Origin of the sequence: Halomicrococcus pelagicus (assembly GCF_051917725.1) — an archaeon.
GTDB lineage: Archaea > Halobacteriota > Halobacteria > Halobacteriales > Haladaptataceae > Halomicrococcus.
Genome location: NZ_JBQBLX010000001.1, coordinates 842,433 through 865,035, shown reverse-complemented (window position 1 = coordinate 865,035; position 22,603 = coordinate 842,433). Strand labels below are relative to the sequence as shown.

At 68.9% G+C, this 22,603-nt stretch carries 22 protein-coding genes; 11 read left to right on the top strand and 11 right to left on the bottom strand.

What is annotated here, in order from left to right; genetic code table 11:
- Positions 1 to 146 precede the first annotated feature (146 nt).
- Positions 147 to 926, bottom strand: a complete 780-nt coding sequence (locus ACTF4R_RS04620) for a rhodanese-like domain-containing protein (protein ID WP_433633099.1) — start codon at positions 924 to 926, stop codon at positions 147 to 149.
- Between the two features lie 193 nt (positions 927 to 1,119).
- Here ACTF4R_RS04620 and ACTF4R_RS04615 point away from each other — a divergent pair, with 193 nt between their 5' ends.
- Positions 1,120 to 1,299 (top strand): hypothetical protein, encoded by a 180-nt coding sequence (locus tag ACTF4R_RS04615; RefSeq protein WP_440006607.1) that lies wholly within the window; start codon positions 1,120 to 1,122, stop codon positions 1,297 to 1,299.
- A 38-nt stretch (positions 1,300 to 1,337) separates the two neighbouring features.
- Here the strand turns inward: ACTF4R_RS04615 and ACTF4R_RS04610 are convergent, their stop codons facing one another.
- From ACTF4R_RS04610 to hisC, 3 genes are read right to left on the bottom strand one after another with little or no spacing between them, the layout of a single operon-like run.
- Positions 1,338 to 1,943: a CDP-alcohol phosphatidyltransferase family protein gene (locus ACTF4R_RS04610; protein WP_113276020.1), complete on the bottom strand. Its 606-nt coding sequence runs from the start codon at positions 1,941 to 1,943 to the stop codon at positions 1,338 to 1,340.
- Complete coding sequence (locus ACTF4R_RS04605) at positions 1,940 to 2,479, bottom strand: adenylate kinase family protein (protein ID WP_440006605.1); 540 nt, start codon at positions 2,477 to 2,479, stop codon at positions 1,940 to 1,942. The genes ACTF4R_RS04610 and ACTF4R_RS04605 overlap by 4 nt, the downstream gene beginning before the upstream one ends.
- Positions 2,476 to 3,549: a histidinol-phosphate transaminase gene (hisC, locus tag ACTF4R_RS04600; RefSeq protein WP_440006603.1), complete on the bottom strand. Its 1,074-nt coding sequence runs from the start codon at positions 3,547 to 3,549 to the stop codon at positions 2,476 to 2,478. Before hisC ends, ACTF4R_RS04605 begins: the two co-directional genes overlap by 4 nt.
- Positions 3,550 to 3,764: 215 nt before the next feature.
- On the opposite strand from hisC, the gene ACTF4R_RS04595 reads away from it, so the two are divergent.
- The 3 genes from ACTF4R_RS04595 (at position 3,765) to ACTF4R_RS04585 (ending at position 5,641) form a co-directional block, all read left to right on the top strand.
- The gene (locus ACTF4R_RS04595; protein WP_113276018.1) at positions 3,765 to 4,058 is read left to right on the top strand and encodes a DUF5789 family protein; all 294 of its coding nucleotides are present in this window, start codon (positions 3,765 to 3,767) and stop codon (positions 4,056 to 4,058) included.
- Entirely contained in the window at positions 4,055 to 4,741 is a 687-nt protein-coding gene (locus tag ACTF4R_RS04590) for a CPBP family glutamic-type intramembrane protease (protein ID WP_440006601.1), read from the top strand. The genes ACTF4R_RS04595 and ACTF4R_RS04590 overlap by 4 nt, the downstream gene beginning before the upstream one ends.
- Before the next feature lie 69 nt (positions 4,742 to 4,810).
- Positions 4,811 to 5,641: a cell division protein CdpA domain-containing protein gene (locus ACTF4R_RS04585; protein WP_440006599.1), complete on the top strand. Its 831-nt coding sequence runs from the start codon at positions 4,811 to 4,813 to the stop codon at positions 5,639 to 5,641.
- Positions 5,642 to 5,725: 84 nt separating this feature from the next.
- Here the strand turns inward: ACTF4R_RS04585 and ACTF4R_RS04580 are convergent, their stop codons facing one another.
- Genes ACTF4R_RS04580 through ACTF4R_RS04570 form a run of 3 tightly spaced genes read right to left on the bottom strand, consistent with a single transcriptional unit; the run spans position 5,726 to position 8,360 of the window.
- Positions 5,726 to 6,181 carry a Mut7-C RNAse domain-containing protein gene (locus tag ACTF4R_RS04580; protein ID WP_440006597.1) on the bottom strand — a complete coding sequence of 152 codons (456 nt, stop codon included), beginning with the start codon at positions 6,179 to 6,181 and terminating at the stop codon, positions 5,726 to 5,728.
- Positions 6,181 to 7,920, bottom strand: a complete 1,740-nt coding sequence (locus ACTF4R_RS04575; protein WP_440006595.1) for a helix-hairpin-helix domain-containing protein — start codon at positions 7,918 to 7,920, stop codon at positions 6,181 to 6,183. Before ACTF4R_RS04575 ends, ACTF4R_RS04580 begins: the two co-directional genes overlap by 1 nt.
- Entirely contained in the window at positions 7,917 to 8,360 is a 444-nt protein-coding gene (locus ACTF4R_RS04570) for a DUF5788 family protein (RefSeq protein ID WP_113276013.1), read from the bottom strand. The genes ACTF4R_RS04575 and ACTF4R_RS04570 overlap by 4 nt, the downstream gene beginning before the upstream one ends.
- A 159-nt stretch (positions 8,361 to 8,519) precedes the next feature.
- Here ACTF4R_RS04570 and ACTF4R_RS04565 point away from each other — a divergent pair, with 159 nt between their 5' ends.
- From ACTF4R_RS04565 to ACTF4R_RS04545, 5 genes are all read left to right on the top strand, one after another.
- Positions 8,520 to 9,866, top strand: a complete 1,347-nt coding sequence (locus ACTF4R_RS04565; protein WP_440006593.1) for an aryl-sulfate sulfotransferase — start codon at positions 8,520 to 8,522, stop codon at positions 9,864 to 9,866.
- Between the two features lie 71 nt (positions 9,867 to 9,937).
- On the top strand, positions 9,938 to 10,519 hold the full coding sequence (locus ACTF4R_RS04560) for a hypothetical protein (protein WP_440006591.1): 582 nt from the start codon (positions 9,938 to 9,940) through the stop codon (positions 10,517 to 10,519).
- Between the two features lie 158 nt (positions 10,520 to 10,677).
- Positions 10,678 to 11,949, top strand: a complete 1,272-nt coding sequence (locus tag ACTF4R_RS04555; RefSeq protein WP_440006589.1) for a Single-stranded DNA binding protein — start codon at positions 10,678 to 10,680, stop codon at positions 11,947 to 11,949.
- Positions 11,946 to 13,598: an RPA family protein gene (locus ACTF4R_RS04550; RefSeq protein WP_440006587.1), complete on the top strand. Its 1,653-nt coding sequence runs from the start codon at positions 11,946 to 11,948 to the stop codon at positions 13,596 to 13,598. The genes ACTF4R_RS04555 and ACTF4R_RS04550 overlap by 4 nt, the downstream gene beginning before the upstream one ends.
- Complete coding sequence (locus ACTF4R_RS04545) at positions 13,598 to 14,344, top strand: metallophosphoesterase (RefSeq protein WP_440006585.1); 747 nt, start codon at positions 13,598 to 13,600, stop codon at positions 14,342 to 14,344. Before ACTF4R_RS04550 ends, ACTF4R_RS04545 begins: the two co-directional genes overlap by 1 nt.
- A gap of 1 nt (position 14,345) precedes the next feature.
- On the opposite strand, the gene ACTF4R_RS04540 is transcribed toward ACTF4R_RS04545, so the two are convergent.
- Complete coding sequence (locus ACTF4R_RS04540; RefSeq protein ID WP_440006583.1) at positions 14,346 to 14,819, bottom strand: DUF6141 family protein; 474 nt, start codon at positions 14,817 to 14,819, stop codon at positions 14,346 to 14,348.
- Between the two features lie 383 nt (positions 14,820 to 15,202).
- Here ACTF4R_RS04540 and ACTF4R_RS04535 point away from each other — a divergent pair, with 383 nt between their 5' ends.
- Positions 15,203 to 16,813 (top strand): CocE/NonD family hydrolase, encoded by a 1,611-nt coding sequence (locus ACTF4R_RS04535; protein ID WP_440006581.1) that lies wholly within the window; start codon positions 15,203 to 15,205, stop codon positions 16,811 to 16,813.
- Between the two features lie 100 nt (positions 16,814 to 16,913).
- Here ACTF4R_RS04535 and ACTF4R_RS04530 read toward each other — a convergent pair whose 3' ends face one another.
- Together ACTF4R_RS04530 and ACTF4R_RS04525 are read right to left on the bottom strand one after the other, a co-directional pair.
- Positions 16,914 to 17,279, bottom strand: coding sequence for a group I truncated hemoglobin (locus tag ACTF4R_RS04530; RefSeq protein ID WP_440006579.1), 366 nt, complete (start codon positions 17,277 to 17,279; stop codon positions 16,914 to 16,916).
- Between the two features lie 145 nt (positions 17,280 to 17,424).
- On the bottom strand, positions 17,425 to 18,171 hold the full coding sequence (locus ACTF4R_RS04525; RefSeq protein ID WP_440006577.1) for a sugar phosphate isomerase/epimerase family protein: 747 nt from the start codon (positions 18,169 to 18,171) through the stop codon (positions 17,425 to 17,427).
- A 160-nt stretch (positions 18,172 to 18,331) separates the two neighbouring features.
- On the opposite strand from ACTF4R_RS04525, the gene ACTF4R_RS04520 reads away from it, so the two are divergent.
- Positions 18,332 to 21,199: a DEAD/DEAH box helicase gene (locus ACTF4R_RS04520; RefSeq protein ID WP_440006575.1), complete on the top strand. Its 2,868-nt coding sequence runs from the start codon at positions 18,332 to 18,334 to the stop codon at positions 21,197 to 21,199.
- Between the two features lie 45 nt (positions 21,200 to 21,244).
- On the opposite strand, the gene ACTF4R_RS04515 is transcribed toward ACTF4R_RS04520, so the two are convergent.
- The gene (locus ACTF4R_RS04515) at positions 21,245 to 22,495 is read right to left on the bottom strand and encodes a CBS domain-containing protein (RefSeq protein WP_440006573.1); all 1,251 of its coding nucleotides are present in this window, start codon (positions 22,493 to 22,495) and stop codon (positions 21,245 to 21,247) included.
- Positions 22,496 to 22,603: the final 108 nt, after the last annotated feature.

Below are 22,603 nucleotides of genomic sequence, written 5' to 3'. Positions count from 1 at the left end.
AAGGATGGTGTCGGAGATCTGTCTATCGAGGGCAGGCCAGCACCCGACGCTCGTTCGTAGCGTACGCTCGGCGCTCGACGTCCGACGAGGATGCGAAGAAGAAAGAGACGGTCGGGACGGAGAGCAGAACGCGGTCGGTTCCCGAGTCAGCCCTCGACGACGCCGTTCGAGAGCTCTTCGAGGCTTCCCTCGACCGTGTATTCGGGCGTCTCGACGACGATGGTCGAGGACGGCGTCACCTCGTGGAACTTGAGATGCATGGTGTACGTGCCGTCGTCCTGGATGTCGGTCGCCTCGTTCTGTCCGGAGTCGGGGTGGCGCGCCCACGCCGACTTGCCGGCGAACTCGTCGCTGGTGACGCCCTCGATGGCGTAGTTGTCCGGCGCTTTCTTCGTGTTCTGGCCGTTGATGGGGTAGCCGGACTCGTGCCACGCCCAGAACCCCTCGTCGATGACGAAGACGTTCTCGTACCCGCTGTTCATGAGCGCGGCCGCCCGGAGCGACGAGAGGTGGTGGGGACAGCCGCAGTAGCAGACGATGCGATCGTCCTTCGACCAGTTTTTCACCGGGTCCTTGTCGAAGTTCGTGTCGATGCCCGGGGCAGGGCTGAGCACCGCACCGGAGATGTGAGACGTCTCGTACTGCTTCGGGCCGCGCGCGTCGGCGAAGCGCGCCTCGCGTCGTTTGTACCACTTGATGGCGTCGTCGACCGGCAGCAGTGGCACGTTCCGGCCGTTCTGCTTCGTCGTTGCCAGCGACGAAACGTCGACCTGGGGGTCTTTCGCTCCGTTCACGGCCGACTTCGGCGGATAGCCGTCGGTGTTGCCGTCTTCCGGCATCGGATACGACCCGCTCCCGCCGCTGAGGCAACCGCTCAGTCCGGCGAGCGAGACTGCCCCCGCCGAGAGAAAGGTACGTCGGTGCATGTTACACCCCTAGCGACCCCGCGTCTATTAGCTTTATTATGCCGTTTTCGTGGATAATTGACACTCGACGGAGTGGCCGTCCGGCCGTCACCCCAACGGGTTGGGCCCGCTTTCTTTCTGTCAGATGCCGTAGAACGCATCGTTCCTGGACTGGTGTACGTGAAGGACGCTCACGTGCGAATGGGCGAACGACGTGCTGACGAGCGAGCCGTCGCTCGGGACCCTCCGGAAACTGTCGCTGCTGGCCCGAACGCGCTGGCACTGGCGGCGGACCCGCGACCCCGAGACGGTGTTCCGGCGCGTCAGCGCCGTCGCCAGCCCCGAACAGCGGCGCTCGGACGCGAAACCGGGCGACACGCTGCCGGCGCGCTGACGTCACCGCCGGCGTCGGTCGTCGACCTCCTCGGTAGCTCAGGACAGCGCGCGCCAGGCGTGATAGAACCGCTGGAGTGCGGTGAAGTGGCCGACCACGGCGAACACGCCGAGGAGCAGCACGACGAGCGAGACTCCGGCGACGCCCTCCACGAACGCCGCGACGCCGGCGGTCACGCCCATCAGCGCGAGGCGGTCGGCGCGCCCGAGGAGTCCGCCGTAGACGCGGTCGAGTCCCACGGCCTGGGCCTGCGTGCCGAGGTACGAGGTCATCAGGACGCCCGTGACGGCGGCCAGGCCGAGCGCGTACCGCCCGACGCCTGCGGTGAACCCCGCGATGAGAACGATGTCGGCGTAGCGGTCGAGCACGTGGTCGAGCAGGTCGCCAGCCTTCGACTCCGTGCCGAGTTCCCGGGCGAGCGCGCCGTCGAGCAGGTCGAGCCAGCCGTTCAGGAACACGAGGACGGCACCGACGAGATACCAGACGCCGGTCTCGCCGCCGAGGTAGAAGCTGCCGGCCGCCGCGGCCGCCAGCAGGAAGGCGACGACGCTCACCGAGTCCGGCGTGAGTCCGAGTCGCCGCGACGCCGAGACGAACGGGTCGAGCGCGCGGTCGGCCAGTGGGCGCAACCGGTCGAGCGTCATAGGTAGTCGGTGAACTCCACTTCTCCGGCGGACGGCGCTCTGTCGCCGCGGACGACCGCCTCGACGTCGTCCGCCACCGCCTCCGGGTCGCGGTCGGTCGTGTCTATCTCGTACACCGCGTCCGCGCCGTGCTCCGCGACGGCCTCCGAGAGTACGACGTCCAGCGCCTCGCTCTCCGCGTTCTCGGTCGCCTTCGCCTCCGGTTCGCCGCGGTCTTCCAGTCGCTCCGCCAGTTGCTCCGGGCGACAGCGCAGGACGACCACGCGGTCGGCGTCGAAGCGGTGGGCGAGGTGCGACTCGACGAGGAGGTGGTCGGCCTCGCTCTCGCGTTCGCGGTCGTCCAGCCAGTCGGCGAGCGCGTCGAGGTCGGCGACCAGGCTCCCGCGTTCGGCGTCCTCGCCCTCGTGGAACCCCTCCTCGCGGACGACCTCGTTCAGGTGGACCACGTCGACGGCGGCATCGCCGAGGCTCGACGCCACGATGTCCGTCGCGGTCGTCTTGCCCGTTCCGGGCGTTCCGGTGACGGCGACCCTCATTCCGCGAGCACCTCGTTCAGTTCCCGGACGGCCGTCCGGGTCTCCTCTTCCGTCCCGCAGGTCACCCGGACGCAGTCGGGGAGGCCGAAGCTCGTGCAGTCGCGGACGATGACGCCGCGTTCCCGGAGGTCGGCGGCGACGCCCGTCGCGTCGCCGACCGCCACCAGCACGAAGTTGGCGTGGCTCTCCCAGGTCGGCGCGTCGAGTTCCGTCCGGAGGTACTCCCGCGCCCAGCGGGCCGTCTCGACGGAGCGCCGGACGTGCTCGTCGTCGTCCAGCGCGGCGAGGCCGGCCCGGCAGGCGAGTTCGCTCGCGGCGAACGGCGTGTTGACGCGGGCGTAGGCGTCGGCCCACTCCTCGGGGACGAGGGCGTAGCCGAGGCGCACGCCGGCGAGGCCGTAGGCCTTCGAGAACGTCCGGAGGACGGCCACGTCGTCGCGCGCGTCGAGGAGTTCGACCGCGCTCGGCGCGTCGGCGTACTCGCCGTACGCCTCGTCGACGACCACGAGCGTCTCGTCGGCGGTCGCGTCGGCGACGTCCTCGACGGCGTCGACGGAGAAGCGACCGCCGGTGGGGTTGTGCGGGCTGGTCAGGTAGACGATGCGCTCGCCGTCGTAGGCGGAGAGGACGGTGTCGGCGGCCAGCGCGAAGTCGTCGGCCTTCGAGAGGTCGTACTCGCGCACGTCGCCGTGGTGGTAGCGCGCGCTCATGCCGTAGTAGGCGAAACCGGGGTCCGGCACGAGCACGTCGTCGCCGGGTTCGAGCATCGCTCGGGCGAGGTAGTCGAGCGCGCCGTCACCGCCGTTTGCCAGCCACACCTGCTCGGACGCGACCGACCACCGCTCCGCGAGGCGGTCGACGAGGTCGGCGTGGGAGGCTTTCGGGTACGAGTTCGCGCGCTCGGCGGCGCGCTGCATCGCCCGGACCGCCGCCGGACTCGGGCCGAAGGGGTTCTCGTTCGACGCGAGCTTCACCAGTTCGTCGGGGTCGACGCCCAGTTCGCGGGCCACCTCCTCGATGCCCCGCCCGGCCTGGTACTCGACGTGGGCGGAGAGGTCCCGTGGTTTCATGTCCGGGAGGAGAGTCCGCCGGGCCTTAAGCGTGCTCACACGGGCCAGCGGGTCGGTTCGAGACTCCGGACCACGAGGTGGTGGTCGAAAGCGGGACGCCGGGCGAGAACGCGCGAGCGACGACGCGAGAGAGGCGGTTCCCCGGCCGAGACGGCGGCGACCGTGGCACGGTGGGTTCGGAAAAACTTAATCCACGCGCTGACAAACTGGCGGGTATGGCCGACGACAACGAGGAAGAAGAGGAACCTGCCGTCGAACTCGGCGAACGAACGCCGGTCGAAGGTGCGCCGCTCGCTCGCGTCTCGTCGCGGCTCTTCTGGCCCATCCAGAAGAGCGAAATCGTCCGCCGGGAAGGCGAGACGACCATCCGGACGCCGGACGGGCCCCGACAGCTGAGCGACCTTCTGGACGAGGTCGAGGAGACCTACTTCCAGAGCGAGAAGGAGTTCACCGACGAGCTTCGAGGGGTCATCGGGAACGGTCCCGTTCCGACCGCCGACGGCTCGTGAACGTCTCCAGGTCGGTCGCCGGACGGGTGCCGGGTCTGACCTGGGTCCGGCTGTCGCTACTCGTCGGGGGGTTGCTGACCGTGCTGTGGTCGCTGTGGGCCGTCCCCGCCGGCGACCTGGAGGCTCGCCTCGTCCGCGACGTGACGCTGTACATCGCCATCCCGGGTGCGCTCGCGGTCACGCACGGCCGCCACCTCGGCTACCGGGTCGACCGCCGCGCGGTCCGCAACGCCGTCGTCCTGGCGATAATCGTCGTTCCGTTCTACGTCGTCGGCTCGTCGCTGCCGACGATACGCGCCTACTACCCGATGTGGCAGACCAGCCCCGCGCTGGGCGACTTTCTCCCGCACGCCGTCAAGCAGTTCGTCGTGGTGCTCGCCGCGGAGACGTACTACCGCGGTCTGCTCTGCGTCGGCGTGCGCAAGATAGGGTTCAAGAGCGTGTTCATCAGTCCCGTCGTGTACGCGTTGCACCACCTCGGCAAACCGCCGATAGAACTGCTGCTGTCCGGACCGACCGACGTGCTCTTCGGCGCGTTCGACTACGACGGGAACTCCCTGCTTCCCTCCGTGGTCGCTCACGGCCTCGGCCTCGTCCTGCTGGACTGGCTGGTGCTACACGAACCCCTCATCGCGCCCGAGACGGTGTTGGACTGGCTCCAGTGGCTACCGGTGCCGCTGTGAGCGTAGATGACGGGCGTCTGACAATGGTCTGACGCAGTTGTTTAGTATGAGGGGTTCAATGACGGAGACATGACAAGCCTCGGTGAAACCTACGCGGGTCGCGACGGCGTGAAAAAGCGCCCACGGCGACTCTACGCCGGGGTTGGCCTCTTCCTCTCGGGGTCGTTACTCGTCGTCGTCGCCATCCTGGCCGCGACGACGGACCTGTTCGCCGCCGTCGGACTCTCCACCTACGGCTCTCGCAAACTCGCGGGCGTCACGGCGGGGCTCGGCGTCCCGGCGGCGTTCGTCGGGGTGTTCACCGTCTTCCCCGCGACCAGCGACCGCGTCCGGGCCGCGGCGGCGATCGGTTCGTCCATCGCCGTGCTCGGCGTGGGCATGTTCTGGTACGCCTACCCCGACCACTGGGCCAGCCACGGAAGACAGCTCACCCTCCCCGTCGTCGCCGTCTACTTCTTCGGTCTCGTCACGACGTTCTGGTGCCTGTTCAGCGCCGTCGTGAACTTCAAGACGCGCAACGACCCCGGCGGCACCGTCACGATGGAGGTGACCCGCCAGGGCGAGACGAAGGTCGTCGAGGTCGAATCGTCCAGCGGCGGTCTCGGCGGCGTCGGCGTCTTCGGAGGGGAACCGGACGGCGACGTCGACACCGCGGACGTGTCGTCCGGCGACGCGGCCGCCAGCGACGGCGGCGCGACCGGCGACGCCCTCACGTCGCCCATCGACCCCGAGAGCCAGCGCACGCCCGGAACGCAGGCGGATCCGACCGACCGGTACTGCGGCAACTGCACGCACTTCGAGTACGTCCGCACCGAGAACGGCATCACGCCGTACTGCAAGCGCCACTCGGAGCGGATGACCGACATGGACGCCTGCGAGCGGTGGGAGCCGAACCGGTAACGCCGGACGGAGACGGAAAATTCCGGTGAACGCCGGTCGCGTTCCGCTCACGGGGTCGAGGGACAAATTCCGGTGAAACCGCTCTCAGAGTTTCGAGAGCGTCTCCTCGACCGACTCCCAGTGGCTCCCTTTCCAGAAGTGCTGGCCGCAGTTCCGACAGCGCCAGACCCGCCGCTCGTCGACGTCGGGGGCGTGCTGCGGGGTCTCGCCGGACTCGACGCGCTCCAGGTCCCCGTTGCAGGCCGAACAGCGCGAGGGGTCGTCGAGCGAGAGCGTGCAGCCGGCCGCCCGGAGCTCCCGGAGCTGGTCGGTCACGTCCTTCGATTCGAGCAGGAGCGCGTCGCCGGCGCGGCCCGCGAGGCCGGCGTCGCGCGTGAGAAGCGTTCGGCCCTCCTGGCGGGCGAGGGCCAGCACGGCGTCGTCGTCCTCGACGCCCCGGTCCAGCGCGTAGGCGGCGTCGTACCCGCACATCCGGAGGTACGTCGACAGCTTGCCGAGCATCGCGTCGAGGAGGAGGCGAGGCGAGGACCGGGAGGTCATCAGTGGAGGAACTCGCGGACGCCGTCGGCGTCCCGGGCGTTCAGCACGTCGCTCGCTTCGGCCCACCCGCGGCGAGCGGTGTGGACGCCGTAGCGGACGTTCGCGTACTCGCCGGGGCTGTGGGCGTCGGTGTCGATGGCGAGCGTCGCGCCCTCGTCGACGGCGACGTGGACGGCCCCGCCCCAGAGGTCGAGACGGTTCGGGTTGGCGTTCACCTCCAGGGCGACGTCGTGGTCGGCGGCGGCCCGCGCCACCTCGCGCACGTCGAACTCCAGCCCCTGGCGCTGGTTGATGAGGCGACCGCTGGGGTGACCGAGCACGTCGACGCTCGGGTGTTCGACGGCGGCGACGAGGCGGTCGGTGGCCTCCGTGCCGAGTCCGCTGTGGGGCGAGGCGACCACGCAGTCGAGGTCGGCGAGCACGTCGTCGGCGACGCTGATGCCGCCCTCGGCGTCGACGTTCGCCTCGACGCCCGCGAACACGTCGACGTCCGCGTCCTCGTCGACCGCCCGGACCTCGGCTATCTGCTCGCGGAGGTCCTCGTCGTCGAGGCCGACGCCGCCGACCATCCCCGGACCGGTCGCGTGGTCGGAGATACAGACGTAGTCGTGGCCGAACTCCGCGGCCCCCGCCGCCATCTCCGCGATGGTGTCGTTGCCGTCCGACCAGGTGGTGTGGACGTGGAGGTCGCCGCGCACGTCGCCCTCTTCGAGGAGGTCGGGCAGGTCGCCGGCGGCGGCGGCGTCTATCTCGCCGCGGTCCTCGCGCATCTCCGGCGGAATCAGCGGCAGGTCCAGCGCCGCGTACATGCTCTCTTCCGTCTCCCCGGCGACGCGCTCGCCCACGCGCTGGCCCGCGTCGGGGTCATCGACGTTACTAACGTCGAAGACGCCGTACTCGTTTATCTTCATGCCGCGTTCGATGGCGTAGTTCCGGAGCGTGATGTTGTGGTTCTTGCTCCCGGTGAAGTACTGGAGCGCGCTCCCGAACTCGTCGGGGACGACCACGCGGAGGTCGACGCGCATCCCCTCGACGCGGATGGCCGCCTTGTCCGTGCCGGCCTCGATGACCTCCGCGGCGCGCTCCCAGTCGGTGAACGCGTCGACGACCGCCTGCTTGTCCTCGCTCGCGGCCAGCAGGTCCACGTCGCCGATGGTGTCGCGCCAGCGCCGCAGCGACCCGGCGAGTTCGCAGCGTCCGACCGCCGGCACGTCCGCGAAGTACGAGCGCACCTGCTCGCCGACGGGACGGGCGTTGCCCAGCAGTTCCCGGCCCTGGACCTGCCGGGCGAACTCGACGCCCTCCCGGATGTTCTGTTCGGTCTTCTCGCCGTACCCTTTCAGCTCCCTGATTCGGCCCTCGTTGGCGGCCGCCTCCAGGTCGTCGAGCGTCTGGACGCCCAGTTCCTCGTAGAGGTCCCCGACCGTCTTCGGGCCGACGCCCTCCACGCGCGTCAGCGCGCCCATCTCGACCGGCAGTTTCTCGCGCTGCTCGTCCAGTTCCTCGATGTGGCCCGTCTCGAAGTACTCGACTATCTTCTCCGCGATGGCGTCGCCGACCTGTTCGATGTCGGCGACGGCGTCCGGCCCCTCGGCCGCCAGCTCCTCCACGTCCTCGGGGTAGTCGCGGACGTTGTCCGCCGCGCGCTCGTACACGCGAGGTTTGTACTCCACGTCCTGGGCGTCCAGCAGCGCGGCGTACTCCTCCAGCAGCGCAGCCACCTCGGCGTTACGGCTCACAGCTTCGACCTCCCGTGGGAGCCGGAATCGTCGCGGCCGAGGGCCTTCTTGAGGAACGACATCCAGCGCTTCTTGTCCGCGGCCTCGTTCGCCCTCGTCTCGGCTTCGAGGTCGGTCGTGCCGAGGTTCTCGAGGGCGTTCAGCGCGCGGTCGATGCCGACGATAGCTTCGACGATGTCCTCGCCCGTCTCGCGGCTGATGTCCTCCTCTTCGAGGCGCTGTTTGCGCTGGAGACGCTCGCGGCGCAGGTTCGATTTCGCCTGCTCGACGCGGTCTCGCTCGCCCGGCGGCACCGTATCGCGGCGCTTTATCTCGAAGACGAACTCGCGCAATTCGATGGGCTCGCCCTGCACCGTTATCGTCTCCGGAATCGTCGCCCCGACGGTCGCCCCCTCGCGCTCGACGCGTTCGAGCAGTTGCTTGCGCTCGTACTCTTGCACGTCCGTAACTCGTCGCCCCGGAGCAAAAATCTCCCGTCCGAGGCGGCGGGCGCGACGCGACGACTGGCCGCGGGTGTCCCGTCGAGAGACGTTCCCGGTCCGGAAACCGCCGCCGTCGGATGGTTGGTTTTATAGGCTGGCCCCCTATCACCGAAAACGATGGTTTCCCGGAGCGTCTACCGTCCTTTCTTCGTCGTCCTCCTGCTGTGCTGTGCGGGAGTGGTCGGCTACGCCTACGCCACCGCAGAGACGAAACCGAAGATGGACCAGTACCGCCAGCAAGCCAGCGTTCCCTTCGACCAGCGCGAACCGGTCGTCCCGCCGCGCGAGAACGCCACGGTCGTCACCGGCCACGGGATGAACGGCGACGCGGCCGCCGTCGTCGCCTTCGCTCCCGACGGCCGGGTGCTGTACTACAACGACACCTACGCCGGTTACGAGGACGTCGACCCCGTCCCGAACACGTCCGCGACGGTCGAGTACGTCGCCGAGAAACCGCTGACCGGCGAACGCGGCGACGCCTGCGACGCGAAGTGCACGGTCTCGCTCGTCGAGCGCGTCAACCTCTCGACGGGGGACGTCACGCGCGTCCACTCGCGAATCATCCCGCAGGACCGCGGCGCGAACTGGCACGACGTGGACCGCCTCGACGAGCACCGCCTGCTCGTCGGGGACATCCACCGCGACGCCGTCTTCGTCGTCAACACGACCACAGACGTGACGACCTGGCGCTGGAGCGTCGCCGACGACTACCCCATCACGGAGGGCGGACCCTACCCCACCGACTGGGCGCACCTGAACGACGTCGAACGCCTCCCCGACGGCCGCTACATGGCGAGCCTCCGCAACCAGGACCAGGTCGTCTTCCTGAACGAGAGCGGTCTGATCGAGGAGTGGACGCTCGGGAGCGAGGACGACTACGACGTCCTCTACGAGCAGCACAACCCGGACTACATCCCCGAGTCTCGGGGCGGTCCCGCGGTGGTCGTCGCGGACTCGCTGAACGACCGGGTGGTCGAGTACCAGCGCCGCAACGGGTCGTGGGAGCAGACCTGGGTCTGGAACGACTCCGAGATGATCTGGCCCCGGGACGCCGACCGCCTGCCGAACGGCAACACGCTCGTCTCCGACTCGAACAGCAACCGCGTGCTGGAGGTGAACGAGTCGGGCGGCGTCACCTGGTCTATCCCCTTCTACTCGGTCTACGAGGCCGAACGCCTCGGCACGGGCGACGAGAGCGCGGGCGGTCCGAGCGCCGTGCGGGCGAATCTCACCTCCCGAAACACGCCGGGGGACCCCCGCGGCGTCTACGAGGAGGTGGCGCACGCCCTGTTGCCGCGCAAGACGGTGAACGGCGTCACGTTCGTGCTGCCGATGTGGGCCGGCCTCGGCGAACTGCTCGCCGTCGCGGTCGCCGCCCTCGCCGTCCTCGCCTGGGCGGGACTCGAACTCCGTGACTCCTCGCTCACCGTCGACCTGGAGTGGCCAGTGACGTTTCGCAGATAGGTATTTATTCAATGTATTTCTAGACTAGATTTAATACTCTTTCTCCGGTACGTACTCTCGGGGTGACCCACGTGACAGAACAAGAATCCGACCTGACGCGACGCAGCATGCTGAAGAAAGCCGCCGCGACTGCGACCGTCGCCGTCGGCGCGACCGCGGGACTCGCGGGAAGCGCGACCGCCTCTCCGGACCTGGAAGCCAGGCGAATCGAGGAGCGGGACGTGAAAGCGGCGTTCCGGAAGAACGCCGGTCCCCTGCTGGCCGACCTCGCTGCCGACGGCCTGCTCGACCGCGGTGACGTCGCCGAACTGCCGACCCACGACGTCGGCTTCGGCGAGGTCGCAAAGAAGAACGAGGGTGCCGCGTACCTCGAAGGAGAGGACCACGCCGAGATCGACCTCGTCACGCACGTCGACGACGGCGTCCTGACGATCACCGTCGAACCGGACGACGGTCGCGCGTACGCGTTCTTCTCGCCCAGCGACGAGGACACCCGGTACCTCTACGACCAGGATACGAGCGGCGCGGAGGTCAGTCCCGACTGCGAGACCACCTGTACGTGCACCAACATCCTGTGCGACGGGACGCGGTCGCAGAAGTGCACGACCTGCTGTAACGGCGACTGCAAGACCGACTACTGGTGTAACTGCTGAGCGACCGCGCGCCCGCCGCGACGGAGAAGTGGTCGCGGCGTGACGCCCGCGGCGCTCGTCCGGGGGTCGCGGCGACGGAACGACCGACGGCGCGTCTCCCCCGCGCACCTTCCGGACACGACGAATACTTTTAAACTATCCCCTCCCAAGTTCGAGTGATGAGTTTAGACGACCATGCCGAGGCACTCGCCTCCGACCTCGGTGTCGACAAAGAGGAGGTCAAATCCGACCTGAAGAATCTCGTAGAGTACAGCGTCCCGATGGACGAGGCCAAACAGAGCCTCCGGCGGAAGTACGGCGGCGGTGGCGGCGAGTCCAGCGAGCCGTCGACCGTCGACGTCGCGGAGGTGACCACCGAGTCGGGCAACGTCACCGTCACCGCCAAGGTGCTGACGGTCGGCAAGCGCTCGATTCGCTACCAGGGCGACGACCAGGTCATCTTCGAGGGGGAACTCGCCGACGGGTCCGGCAAGATATCCTACACCGCCTGGAACGACTTCGGCCTCGAACCCGGCCAGGTCATCACCGCGGGCAACGCCGGCGTCCGCGAGTGGGAAGGTGAACCGGAACTCAATCTCGGCGAGAGCACGAACGTCGCCAGCGCCGACGCCGACATCGACGTTCCCTACGAGGTCGGCGGCGACGCCAGCCTCTCGGACCTCCGCCCCGGCGACCGCGGCGTCTCGCTCGAAGTCGTCGCCGTCGAGGTCGAACAGAAGACCATCGACGGCCGGGACGGCGAGACCGAGATAAAGAGCGGCGTCGTCGCCGACGAGTCCGCACGGCTCCCCTTCACCGACTGGGAGGCCCGCGACGAACTCGTCGAGGGCGCGACGCTGCGCGCGGAGAACGTCTACGTCCGGGAGTTCCGCGGCGTCCCCTCCGTCAACTTCTCGGAGTTCACGACGGTCGCTCCGCTCGACCGCGACGTGGACGTCAGCGACACCGCGACCCGCAAGAGCGTCCGCGACGCCGTCCAAACCGGCGGCGTGTTCGACGTGGAGGTCGTCGGCAACGTCGTCGCGGTCCGGGACGGCTCCGGCCTCATCCAGCGCTGTCCGCAGTGCGGCCGCGTCATCCAGAAGGGCCAGTGCCGGAGCCACGGCGAGGTCGACGGCCAGGACGACCTCCGGGTGAAGGCCATCGTCGACGACGGGACGGGCACCGTCACCGCCATCCTCGACGACGAACTCACCGCCGAGGTGTACGGCGGCGGGCTGGAGAAGGCGCGCGAACAGGCCCGCGATGCGATGGACCAGGAGGTCGTCGCCGACACGATTCGCGAGCGACTCGTCGGCCACGAGTTCCGCGTCCGCGGCAATCTCTCGGTGGACGACTACGGTGCGAACATCGAAACCTCGGAGTTCGAGGCGACCGACGACGACCCCGAAGAGCGTGCCGCGGCGCTGCTCGCGGAGGTGGAAGCATGAGCGGACAGGGTGGCGCGGGCCGACGCGAGGTCGCGTGGCGCGTCTTCGCGGCGGAGTACGACGACGCGACGCTCGAACACTCCGACAGCGACGAGGAGCGAGCGCCCAACTACGTCGTCACGCCGACGGGCGCACGGATCAACCGCCTGTTCGTCGTCGGCGTCCTCACGGAGGTCGAGCAGGTGAGCGACGACGTCCTCCGGGGACGGGTCGTCGACCCGACCGGCGGGTTCGTCGTCTACGCCGGCCAGTACCAGCCGGACGCGATGGCGTTCCTCGAACGCGCCGACCCGCCGGCGTTCGTCGCCGTCACCGGGAAGGCCCGCACCTTCCGGCCCGAGGACTCCGACGTCGTGTACACCTCCGTCCGCCCGGAGAGCATCAACGAGGTCGACGCGGAGACGCGCGACCGGTGGACGGTCCAGACCGCCGAGCAGACGCTCCAGCGGGTGCGAACGTTCGCCGGCGCGCTCGAGTCGGGCGAGCGCGGCGACGACCTCCAGCGGTCGCTCGCGGCCAGCGGCGTCGACGCCGGCCTGGCCGACGGCATTCCGCTCGCGCTCGACCACTACGGCACGACGCCCGCCTACCTCGCCGCGGTTCACGACCTCGCGCTCGACGCGGCCCGGGTCGTCGCGGGCGAAATCGACGCCGACGAGGTCGGGCCGCTCTCGACGGCCCCCGACGAGAGCGGCGACGTGACCGTGGCCCTCACCGAGAAAGCGCCCGACGTGGCCGCGGTGAGCGGCGTCGAAACCGGTGGCGAGCCGGAACCGGCCGAGGAGCCCGACTCCCCGGAACTCGAAGAGACCGAGGCCGACGTCGACGCCGAGGAGGCGGACGAGTTCGAGCCCGAACCGGAGGAGGGAGACGAAATCGAGACTGCACCGGAGGAACTCGACGAGGTCGCCGAATCCGCCGGTGCGGACGAGGCAGCCGAACCCACCGGGGAAGACGAGTCCGAACCCGAGGTCGAGGACGCGTCCGACGCGGCCGAACTGGAGGCCGAGACAGAGGACGAGCCCTCCGTCGAGCCGGAGCAGGAGACGGTGAGCGACGAGGAGTTCGAGCCCGAGGTCGACGCGGAGACCGAACCCGGCACCGACGGGGCCGCCGACGAGATGTACGAGTTCGACGAGGGAGAGCGCGAACGCATCGAGGAGGAGTACGGCACCGAGTTCTCGACGGCCACCGAGGTCGGAGAACCGGGCGAGGCTGGCATAGAGACGCCCGCGCCGGAGGACGAGGCCGAACAGTCGGCGGACGACGCCGACGAGTTCGACGCCGACGAGGGACTCGGCGACTTCGAGCCCGGCGAGACCGCGACCGACGCCGAGGCCGAGCGGTCCGAACCGGCCGAGGACAGTGAATCGGAGGAAGCGACCGACAATCCGGAGGCGGTCGACACGGCGACCGGCGACGAAGACGCCGAGGAAGAGTCCGCCGGCGAGCCGGAGGACCTGGAGAACACGGTGATGCGCGTGATGCAGGACCTGAACGGGGACGACGGGGTCGAGCGGGAGCAGTTGCTCGCCGCCGTCGTGAACCGCTACGACGTGACGCCAGCGGACGTCGAGGACGCGCTCCAGGACGCGCTGATGGCCGGGCGCTGCTACGAGTCCGGCGAGGACACGCTCAAACCCATCTGATGGCGCTGGTCGAACCGGTCCCCGGCGAACCGGCCGCGACCGCCGACCTCGGCCACGAGCGCGCGCTCGTCGTCGCGGACTACCACGCCGGCATCGAGGCCGCGCTCCGCAAGGAGCAGGGCGTCAGCCTCGACAGCGCGGCCGAGCAGCGCCGCGACCACCTCCGCACGCTGCTCGACCGCACCGACCCGGACCGCGTCGTCTTCCTCGGCGACCTGATGGAGTCCATCGCCGGTCCCGGCGGTGCGGAGCGCGGCGAGATAGAGGTGCTGCTGGAGACGGTCGAAGAGCGCGCTGCCGTGACGCTCGTGAAGGGCAACCACGACGGCGACATCGAATCGTGGGTGGACTGCGAGGTGACGCCGGGCGACGGCGTCCGCCTCGGCGACGTGGGGTTCGCGCACGGTCACACCTGGCCGGCGCGCGAGGTGCTCGAATCGGACGTGGTCTGCGTCGGCCACGAACACCCCTGCGTCCGCCTCGAGGATTCGGTCGGCGGGAGTCGCGTAGAGCGCGTCTGGCTCCGGGGAGAACTCGACCCCGCGCCGTTCGAGACCCACTACGGCGAGTCGCTGACGACGAACGCGGAGCTGACGGTCTTCCCGGGGTTCAACGACCTCTCCGGCGGAACGTGGGTCAACGTCGAAGGGCAGGAGTTTCTCGCACCGTTCCTCCCGGAGGGGCTTCGCGACGGGGAGGCGTACCTGCTGGACGGCACGCGGCTCGGGGCGTACGCGGAGATATAGGTCACAGGGTGCGCTCGGTCGCTTCCTGGACGGCCGCGAGGAGTTCCTCCGGGCGCTTCGACCCGACGTACGTCGACCGGTCGTTCGTGCGGTCGATCTCGACCCCGCTCCGCCCGCTCACGGTGTAGGCGGTCGTGCCCGGCGTCCACCTGACTCCCCAGCCGCCGAAGCGGACCGGGCTGTACCCGGTCGCTTCGAAGCCCGTCACCTCGTCGAAGGGGATGCGACGGAACGAGCGGTGGAACGGTTCGAACTTGAGATAGAGGGCGTCGTCGCGCACCTCGGTCGTCAGTCGGGCGGTGCCGAGCAGGAGCGCGACGCCGCCGAACGCCGCGAGTTCGCGGACGACGTCCCGTTTCGATTTCGTCCCGCGCGCGAGGCCGACGAGCGCGAGTACCGGGCGCACGACGAGCAGCGCCCACAGCCAGGGCTGGCGGTACCGCTGGGTCTCACGGTAGTGGACTTCGGATGCCATGCCCGTCACTGGAACCGCCGACGGGAAATCGATTGTCCCCGAACCGCTCCTCGAAGTTCGTCGGCCGGCGTGAAGCCGCGGAGCCGCCGAACGCCGTCGCAACGGACTGGACCCGTTCCACGAGGAGCCGGCTCCCTTCGCCGAACGTCGAGGAACCGGCGTCCCGTCCCCACGAACGATTCGGCGTCTGCTGGACCGGCGCATCGAGGCTACTCCCGCTGGTAATCGCGTTCCCGCCGTATCCGGTCGCGGCCGTCTGCGGCCGGGCTTCCAGCCGAGTCGATGGCGGCCCCAACGCTTTTTCCCGGCAATTGCTACGTTACCGTGTGACACAAAATTATACGCGTCGGAGCGTGTTATCCGGGTTGGTAGGAGCCGGACTGGTGACCACAGGGGTCAGCGTCACGTCGACCGAACCCGTCGCGGCCGACGCGCCGTACTCGCGCACCGACTTCACGACGGCATCGTGGGACGGGACCGAACTCGTCGGCTCGATGTACGTCCCCGACGAAGACGGCCCGCATCCGGTCGTCCTGGGAACGCACGGGTACGGCAACGACCACACGACCGCTGCCATCCAGCGCCGCGCGGACGTCTACGCCAGCAACGGCTACGTGTTCTGTGCGTACGATTCGCGCGGATTCGGCGAGTCCGGCGGCGAGGTCGGCGTCGACGGACCGAACGAGGTCGCCGACGCGCTCGCCCTGCTCGATCAACTCGCGCTCGGCGAGGTCGGCGACGTCTCCGTGAACGTCGCGACCGACGCGAACGGACCAGTGTGTGCGATGGACGGCCTCTCGTACGCGGGCGGCATTCAGCTCAACACGATGGCCGTATCTACCCCGGAGACGGCCGAGCGACTGCTCCCCGCCGACGCGAGCTTCGAAACTATCTCGTTCGCCGAGGGCAGCCCCCTCGACGCGGCGGTGCCGCGGTGGGCCTGGCACGACCTGCGTTTCTCGCTCGCTCCACGGGGCGTCGTCAAAGCGGGCTGGGATTCGTTACTGCTCGCGACCGGCGCGACCGGTTCCCGGGGGCTGACCTCCGGTGACGGGAAACCCAGCATCTACGACCTCGAGTACGGCGTCACCGAAGAGGTGCCCGAGGCGTTCGTCACGGCGACGGCGCAGAACGACTTCGACGGTGACAGCGAGGCGTTCTACGCCTCCCGCTCGCCCGTCTCGAAGACGGAGACGCTCGACACTCCGTCGCTGTTCGTCTCCTCGTGGACGGACACGCTGTTCGTTCCGAACGAGGCGGTGTGGAACTACCGCGCCGTCCGGGACAACGGTGCCGAATCCAGGCTGGTGCTGTTCCGCGGCGCCCACACCTTCGAGGAGACGGCGGACGAGGAGATGAACGCCCGACTCGACTCGCGGGCACTCCAGTTCATCGACGCTCATCTCCGTCGGAACGAGGAGTCGGAGCTCCCGCCGGTCGAGTACTACGAGACGCAGACCGATTCGTGGTCGACGACGGACGATATCGACCCGCACAACAGCAAGGAGTGGTCGGTGGCGTTCTCGGACGCCCGACTCGACGAGAGCACCGTCGTCTACAACAGCGTCGCGCCGAGTTCTACCAGTCAGTTGACCAGCGAGGAAGAAGACCTCCTCGACGGGGTGACGGCGGTCCACTTCGAGTTCCCGATCACGGAGCAGCGGGAGCTTCTCGGCGCTCCCTCGCTCCGGCTCGACCTCGAACCGCTCGGCACCGACCCACGGCTGTTCGTGAAGGTGTATCACGTCGACGAGACGGGCGAGACGCTCGTTCACGACCAGGTGACGCCGGTTCACCCGACCGGCGACGGGCGTCGGACGGCCGAGGTGGAGATGACCGCGCTCCAGCGTTCCCTCGACGTCGGCGAGAGTTTGCGTATCACCGTGGCCGCGACCGATGCGGGGTTCTACTCCTCGCGGAAGGCCGCCGGCGCGCGTCTCTACCACGGGGACGACGCTGACTCCGAGGTGACGTTCCCGGTTCAGCCGAACTGAGCGGCCTCGGGGAAACCCGTTCGTCTGCCGGGAAGTGGTACGTGCAGTCGACCGCGGCTCCGAGCGTCCATCTCGGGAGGTCGACGTCGGAGCCGCGGCGTCAGCGACAGAGCACGTCGTCCTCCAGCGCCGCCACCTCCGCCATCACCGCCTCGACCTTCTCGTCGGGGACGTCGAACGCCCGGAGCGCGCCTTCGAGATGCGTCGCGACGGCGGCGAAGTGCTCCCGTTCGAGGTCGAGCGGTTCGTGGACGTCGCGCATCTCGCCGCCGGTGTACTCGACGGGGCCGTCGGCCACCGAACTGAGGAACTGCGTCATGTGCGCTCGCTGGGCCGCCATGTCCATGTCGTCGAAGAAGTGCACGACCGTCTCGTCGTCCAGGACGCGGTCGTAGAACTCGTCGACGATCGCTGCTATCCGTTCTCGGCCGCCTATCTGCTCGTAGAGGTTCTCGCTCGTAGACATCTGTTAGGTCGTTGGGTACGCCGCGCTACCGCGGCAGGGTCGTTTCAGGGCGGTGCCACCGGTTCGTCCCAGCCGCTGTGGTTCGTAAGTAACTACACGGAGTAGCGTTCGGCCGACGCGGGAGTAGGCGTTGTGCCGAACGTGTTTAGGTCAGCGCGAGGTCACGAAGTCGCCGGACGCTGTCGCGCTGGAATTCGTAGTCGTCCACGAGCAACTCGACCGCGACCGTCACGTCGCGGCCGGCCGCCCACGCCATCACGGGCGCGAAGTCGACGCTGCCGGTGCCGACCGGAACGTGGTCGTCCCCCCGTTCGCGGGCGTCGTGGACGTGCAGGTGGCGCACGAGGTCGCCGTGGTCGGTCAGGAAGGACTCGACGGCCGCCTGCCCGCCCTCCAGATAGGCGTGCCCCACGTCGAAACAGACGCTCGCGCCCGCCTCGCGAGCGAGTTCGGCCACCTCCGCGAGGGGGAACCCCTCGCTCAGGTGCCCGAGGTTCTCGACGACGAGTTCGAGGCCGCGGTCGCGGCAGGCGTCGGCCAGCCAGGACGCCTGCTCGACGAACGCCTCGCGATGTCGGTCGTCGTGGACCCTGGCGGACGCGTGCACCACCCCGACCTCGGCGTCGAGCGTCTCCGCCGTCGCCAGCGCCCGCTCCTGGTACTCGCGCATTGCGGCGTCGATTTCGGGTACGGTGGTCGCCAGGTCCGGGAAGTGCGGCAGGTGGACCGTGCAGTCGAGGTCGGCGTCGTCCAGTTTCGACCGGAAGTCGACGGCGTCGAACTCCTCGACCGGGCAGTCCCGGGGGTTCAGTGCCGGTTCCACGAAGTCGAAGGCGGCCGTCTCCTCCTCGACGAGGTGGCGGTTCGGACCGAGCGTCGTGCCGAGCTTCATCGTTCGTTCTTCCCCAATCGATGACAAAATGGCTTCGCCGGCCGACCGTCGAGGGTGACCGCGAGCGACTGGCCCGTCTCGAACGGTTCACGGAGTCCCGCGTCTGCCACTGTCTGGCAGGGCAACGCGCTTAATTTCCTCGAACCACTAAGAAATCTCGATGACTGACGAGCAGGCCGTGGGATTCGGGGCCTTCGCCGAACTCGGTCCGGAGGTCCGGTCGGCGCTCTCCGAGCGCGGCTTCTCGACGCCCACCGAGCCACAGCGCCGAGCGATTCCGCCGCTGGCCGCGGGGGAGAACGCGCTCGTCATCGCACCGACGGGGACGGGCAAGACCGAGACGGCGATGTTGCCCGTCTTCGACGCCATCGTCGAGCATCGCTCGACGTCCGACGGGGGTGCCGAGGCCAGTCCGCGATTCGGCATCTCCGCGCTGTACGTCACGCCGCTCCGGGCGCTGAACCGCGACATGCGCGAACGTCTGGAGTGGTGGGGCCAGCACCTCGACCTGGACATCGACGTTCGCCACGGTGACACCACCGACTACCAGCGCCAGAAGCAGGCCAACGACCCTCCGGACGTGCTGGTGACGACGCCCGAGACGCTGCAGGCGATGCTGACGGGGTCGAAACTCCGGACGGCGCTCTCGGACGTCCACCACGTCGTCGTCGACGAGGTGCACGAACTCGCCAGCGCGAAACGCGGGGCGCAACTCTCCATCGGGCTGGAGCGCCTGGTCGAACTCGCCGGGGAGTTCCAGCGCGTCGGCCTCTCGGCGACCGTGGGAGACCCCGGCGAGGTCGGACGATTCCTCACCGGCGACCGCGGCTGCGAGATAGTCGAGGTGGACGTCGGGAGCAAGGTCGACTTCACGGTCCGGGAGCCGGAGATTCGACCCGAGGACGAGGACCTCGCCGGCGAACTGATGACGAGCCCGGAGATAGCGAGCCACGTCCGGGCCATCCGGGAGATAGTGGCGACGAACGACTCGACGCTGATATTCGTCAACACGCGACAGACGGCGGAGGCGCTGGGGTCGCGGTTCAAGGAACTGGACGCGAACGTCGGCGTCCACCACGGCAGCCTCTCGAAGGAGGCCCGCATCGACGTGGAGGACCGGTTCAAGGCCGGCGACCTCGACGGGCTGCTCTGTACCTCATCGATGGAACTGGGCATCGACGTCGGTCGCATCGACCACGTCGTCCAGTACCAGAGCCCGCGGGAGGTCGCGCGCCTGCTCCAGCGCGTCGGCCGCGCCGGCCACCGCATGGACGAGCTATCGGAGGGGACGATACTCACCGCTCACCCGGACGACGCGCTGGAGGCGATGGCCATCGCCCGGCGCGCCGCCGAGGGGGACGTAGAGCCGGCCAACATCCACCACGGCAGCCTCGACACGGTGGCGAACCAGATAGTGGGACTCGTCATGGACTTCGGCGACCTCGACGCGCGCCGGGCGTACGACGTGCTCACGCGGGCCTACCCCTTCCGCGACCTCGACGAGGCGCAGTTCAAGCAGGTGGTGCGCGAACTGCAGAGCAACCGCCTCGTCTGGCTGGACGAGGAGGAGGACCGCCTGGAGAAGTCGGGCGGGACCTGGCAGTACTTCTACGCCAACCTGTCGATGATTCCCGACGAGTCGACGTACGAGGTCCACGACGTCGCCTCGGGGTCGCAGGTCGGCACGCTCGACGAGCGGTTCGTCGTCAACTTCGCGGAGCCGGGCGAGGTGTTCATCCAGCGCGGCGAGATGTGGCGCATCGTCGAGATAGACGGCGACGAGGAGCGCGTCGACGTCTCGCCCATCGAGGACCCCGGCGGCGAGATTCCGTCGTGGGTCGGCGAGGAGATTCCGGTCCCCCGCGACGTGGCCCAGGAGGTCGGCGAGATGCGCGCCGTGGCGGGACCACAGTTCGAACGCGGCGCGCCCCGCGAGGCAGTGGCCCGCGAGTTCGCCAACCGCTACCCGGCCGACGAACACACCGCCGGCGAGGCGCTCGAACAGCTGGACCGCCAGGCCGAGGCCGACGCGCCCGTCCCGACGAGCGACCGCATCGTCGTCGAGCACGCGCCCCGGTCGGTCGTCGTCAACGCCTGCTTCGGCCACAAGGTCAACGAGACGCTCGGTCGGATGCTCTCCTCGCTGGTCGGCCAGCGCACGGGGTCGTCGGTCGGGATGGAGGTCGACCCCTACCGCATCGAACTCGACGTGCCGCCCAAACTCGACGCCAGGGCGGTGGTCGAGGAACTGGAGACGACCGACCCGGACCACGTCGGACCGCTCATCGAACTCTCGCTCAAGCGCTCGGACACGCTGAAGTTCACGCTCGCGCAGGTCGCCGCGAAGTTCGGCGCGCTCGACCGCCGGCAGGGCGACCGGCGGATGTCGATGGACCGCCTGCTCGGAGCCCTGGAGGAGACGCCGATGTACGACGAGGCGGTGCGGGAGGTGTTCCACGACGACCTCGCCGTCGAGGCGGCCAGCGACGTGCTCCGGCGGATACGGTCGGGCGACGTCGAGGTGGTCTCGACCGGCGGTCACACCCCGGTCGGGACCGGCGGGCGCTCGTCCGGGCGCGAACTGCTCGCGCCGGAGAACGCCGACGCGAGCGTCATCGAGACGGTCCGCGAGCGCATCCGCGAGGACGAGGTCATCCTCTTCTGCCTGCACTGTCAGGACTACGAGCGCACGACGACGGTCAAGCGCGTCTCCGACCAGCCGACGTGCCCGAGCTGCGGGTCGACGCGCGTGGCCGCGCTGAACCCGTGGGCCGACGAGGTGGTGACGGCGGTCCGCGCCGACGAGAAGGACGACGAACAGGAGAAGATGACCGAGCGCGCCTACCGGGCCGCCAGCCTCGTCCAGAGCCACGGCAAGCGGGCCGTCGTCGCGCTCGCGGCCCGCGGCGTCGGCCCGCACAACGCCGCCCGCATCATCGCCAAGTTGCGGGAGGACGAGGACGACTTCTACCGCGACATCCTCGCCCAGGAGCGCGAGTACGCCCGGACGCAGGCGTTCTGGGACTAGCCCTCCGGCGACCCGCTTTCGCGTTCGCCGGCTGGATTTCGGCGTCTACGACGTTTCCGTGGCCGCCCACCACTCGACCAGGTTCACGGTGCGCTCGCGCTCCTGTTCCTTCTGATGGCGCGGCGACGTGCGCTGTTTCTGGTCGAGCACGTTCCGCTCGACCGTCTCTGCGGCGTCCTTGAACGCGGGCCCCGCGCCGTACTCCTCGCCGGTGCCCGAGAACAGCCCTTCGTCGGTGAACAGCCTGATAGTACACCGAACGAGCGGGGAACCCCGCATTTGCTCCTTGTGTTTGTGGAACCGCACGTTCGCCTCGAGGAGGTCCATCTCCCGGTACTTGCCGTCGATTCCGTCGATGCGGTCGGCGATCTCCTCGCGCGAGAGGACGTCCAGCAGGTCCACGCCGTACACCTGCACGTCGGCCCGCTCCTCCTCGCCGGTCCACGTCAGCGCCTCGAGCAGGTCGGTGATCGTCACGATGCCCACGGGCGTGCCGAACTCCTCGGGAACGACGACCAGCGACGAGTAGTCGTGGTCCTGCATCTTCTCGAAGGCCTCGTCGAGTCCGACGTCGAGCGGAATCGTCTCGCAGGGCGTGCTCATCACGTCGCGGACGGGCAGGTCGGTCATCCGGGCCTGGAAGCCCGACCGCTCGCCCCACCCGCCGTGGGTGCGCTGTTGGCTCTTGGAGACCTCGCCCTCGAAGGAGTCGGTGGCGTTGTTGTTCCCGCCCTGCTCCTTGCTCATCTTCCGCGTCGTGAAGTCGACGAGGTCGTAGAGGCTTATCATCCCCACCGCGTCGGTGTCGTCGACGACCGGGAGGCGGGTGAACCTGTGGGTTCGAATCGTGTGAATGACCTCCCCGAGGACGGTGTCGGGGGCGACCGACATCACGTTCTCGGTGTACACGTCCGACACGTCGAGCGCCCCCAGGTTGTCCTGCACCATCGCCAGGAGGTCCTTCGCGTTGACGACGCCGCGCAACACCTCGTCGTCGTCCAGCACCGGGAGCATCTTGACCTGCCCCTCGACCATCAGCCGCGCGGTCTCGCGCACGTCCTCGTCGCGGGTCACCGTCGGCGGATGTCGCACCACCGACTGGACCTTCTCCTGGGGGTCGTGGTGCGAACTCACGAGGTCCTTGCGGGTGACGATGCCCGCGAACTTGTCGCTCTCGCCCCAGACGACGATGGCTTTGAGGTTCTGGTCGCCGTCGAAGAGTCCCCGAATCTTCCCGAGTCTGGTACCCGGGTTCACGTCCACGTAATCGGTCGTAACCGCGTCATTGATGTCCATAGTCTCCCCACCTACCCCTGCTAGTGGCCTCCCCGGTTTCAACTTTCCTGCCGAACCAGGACCCACGGAGGACCCAGGGCCGACCGGCCGCGGACGACGGGCGGTCGT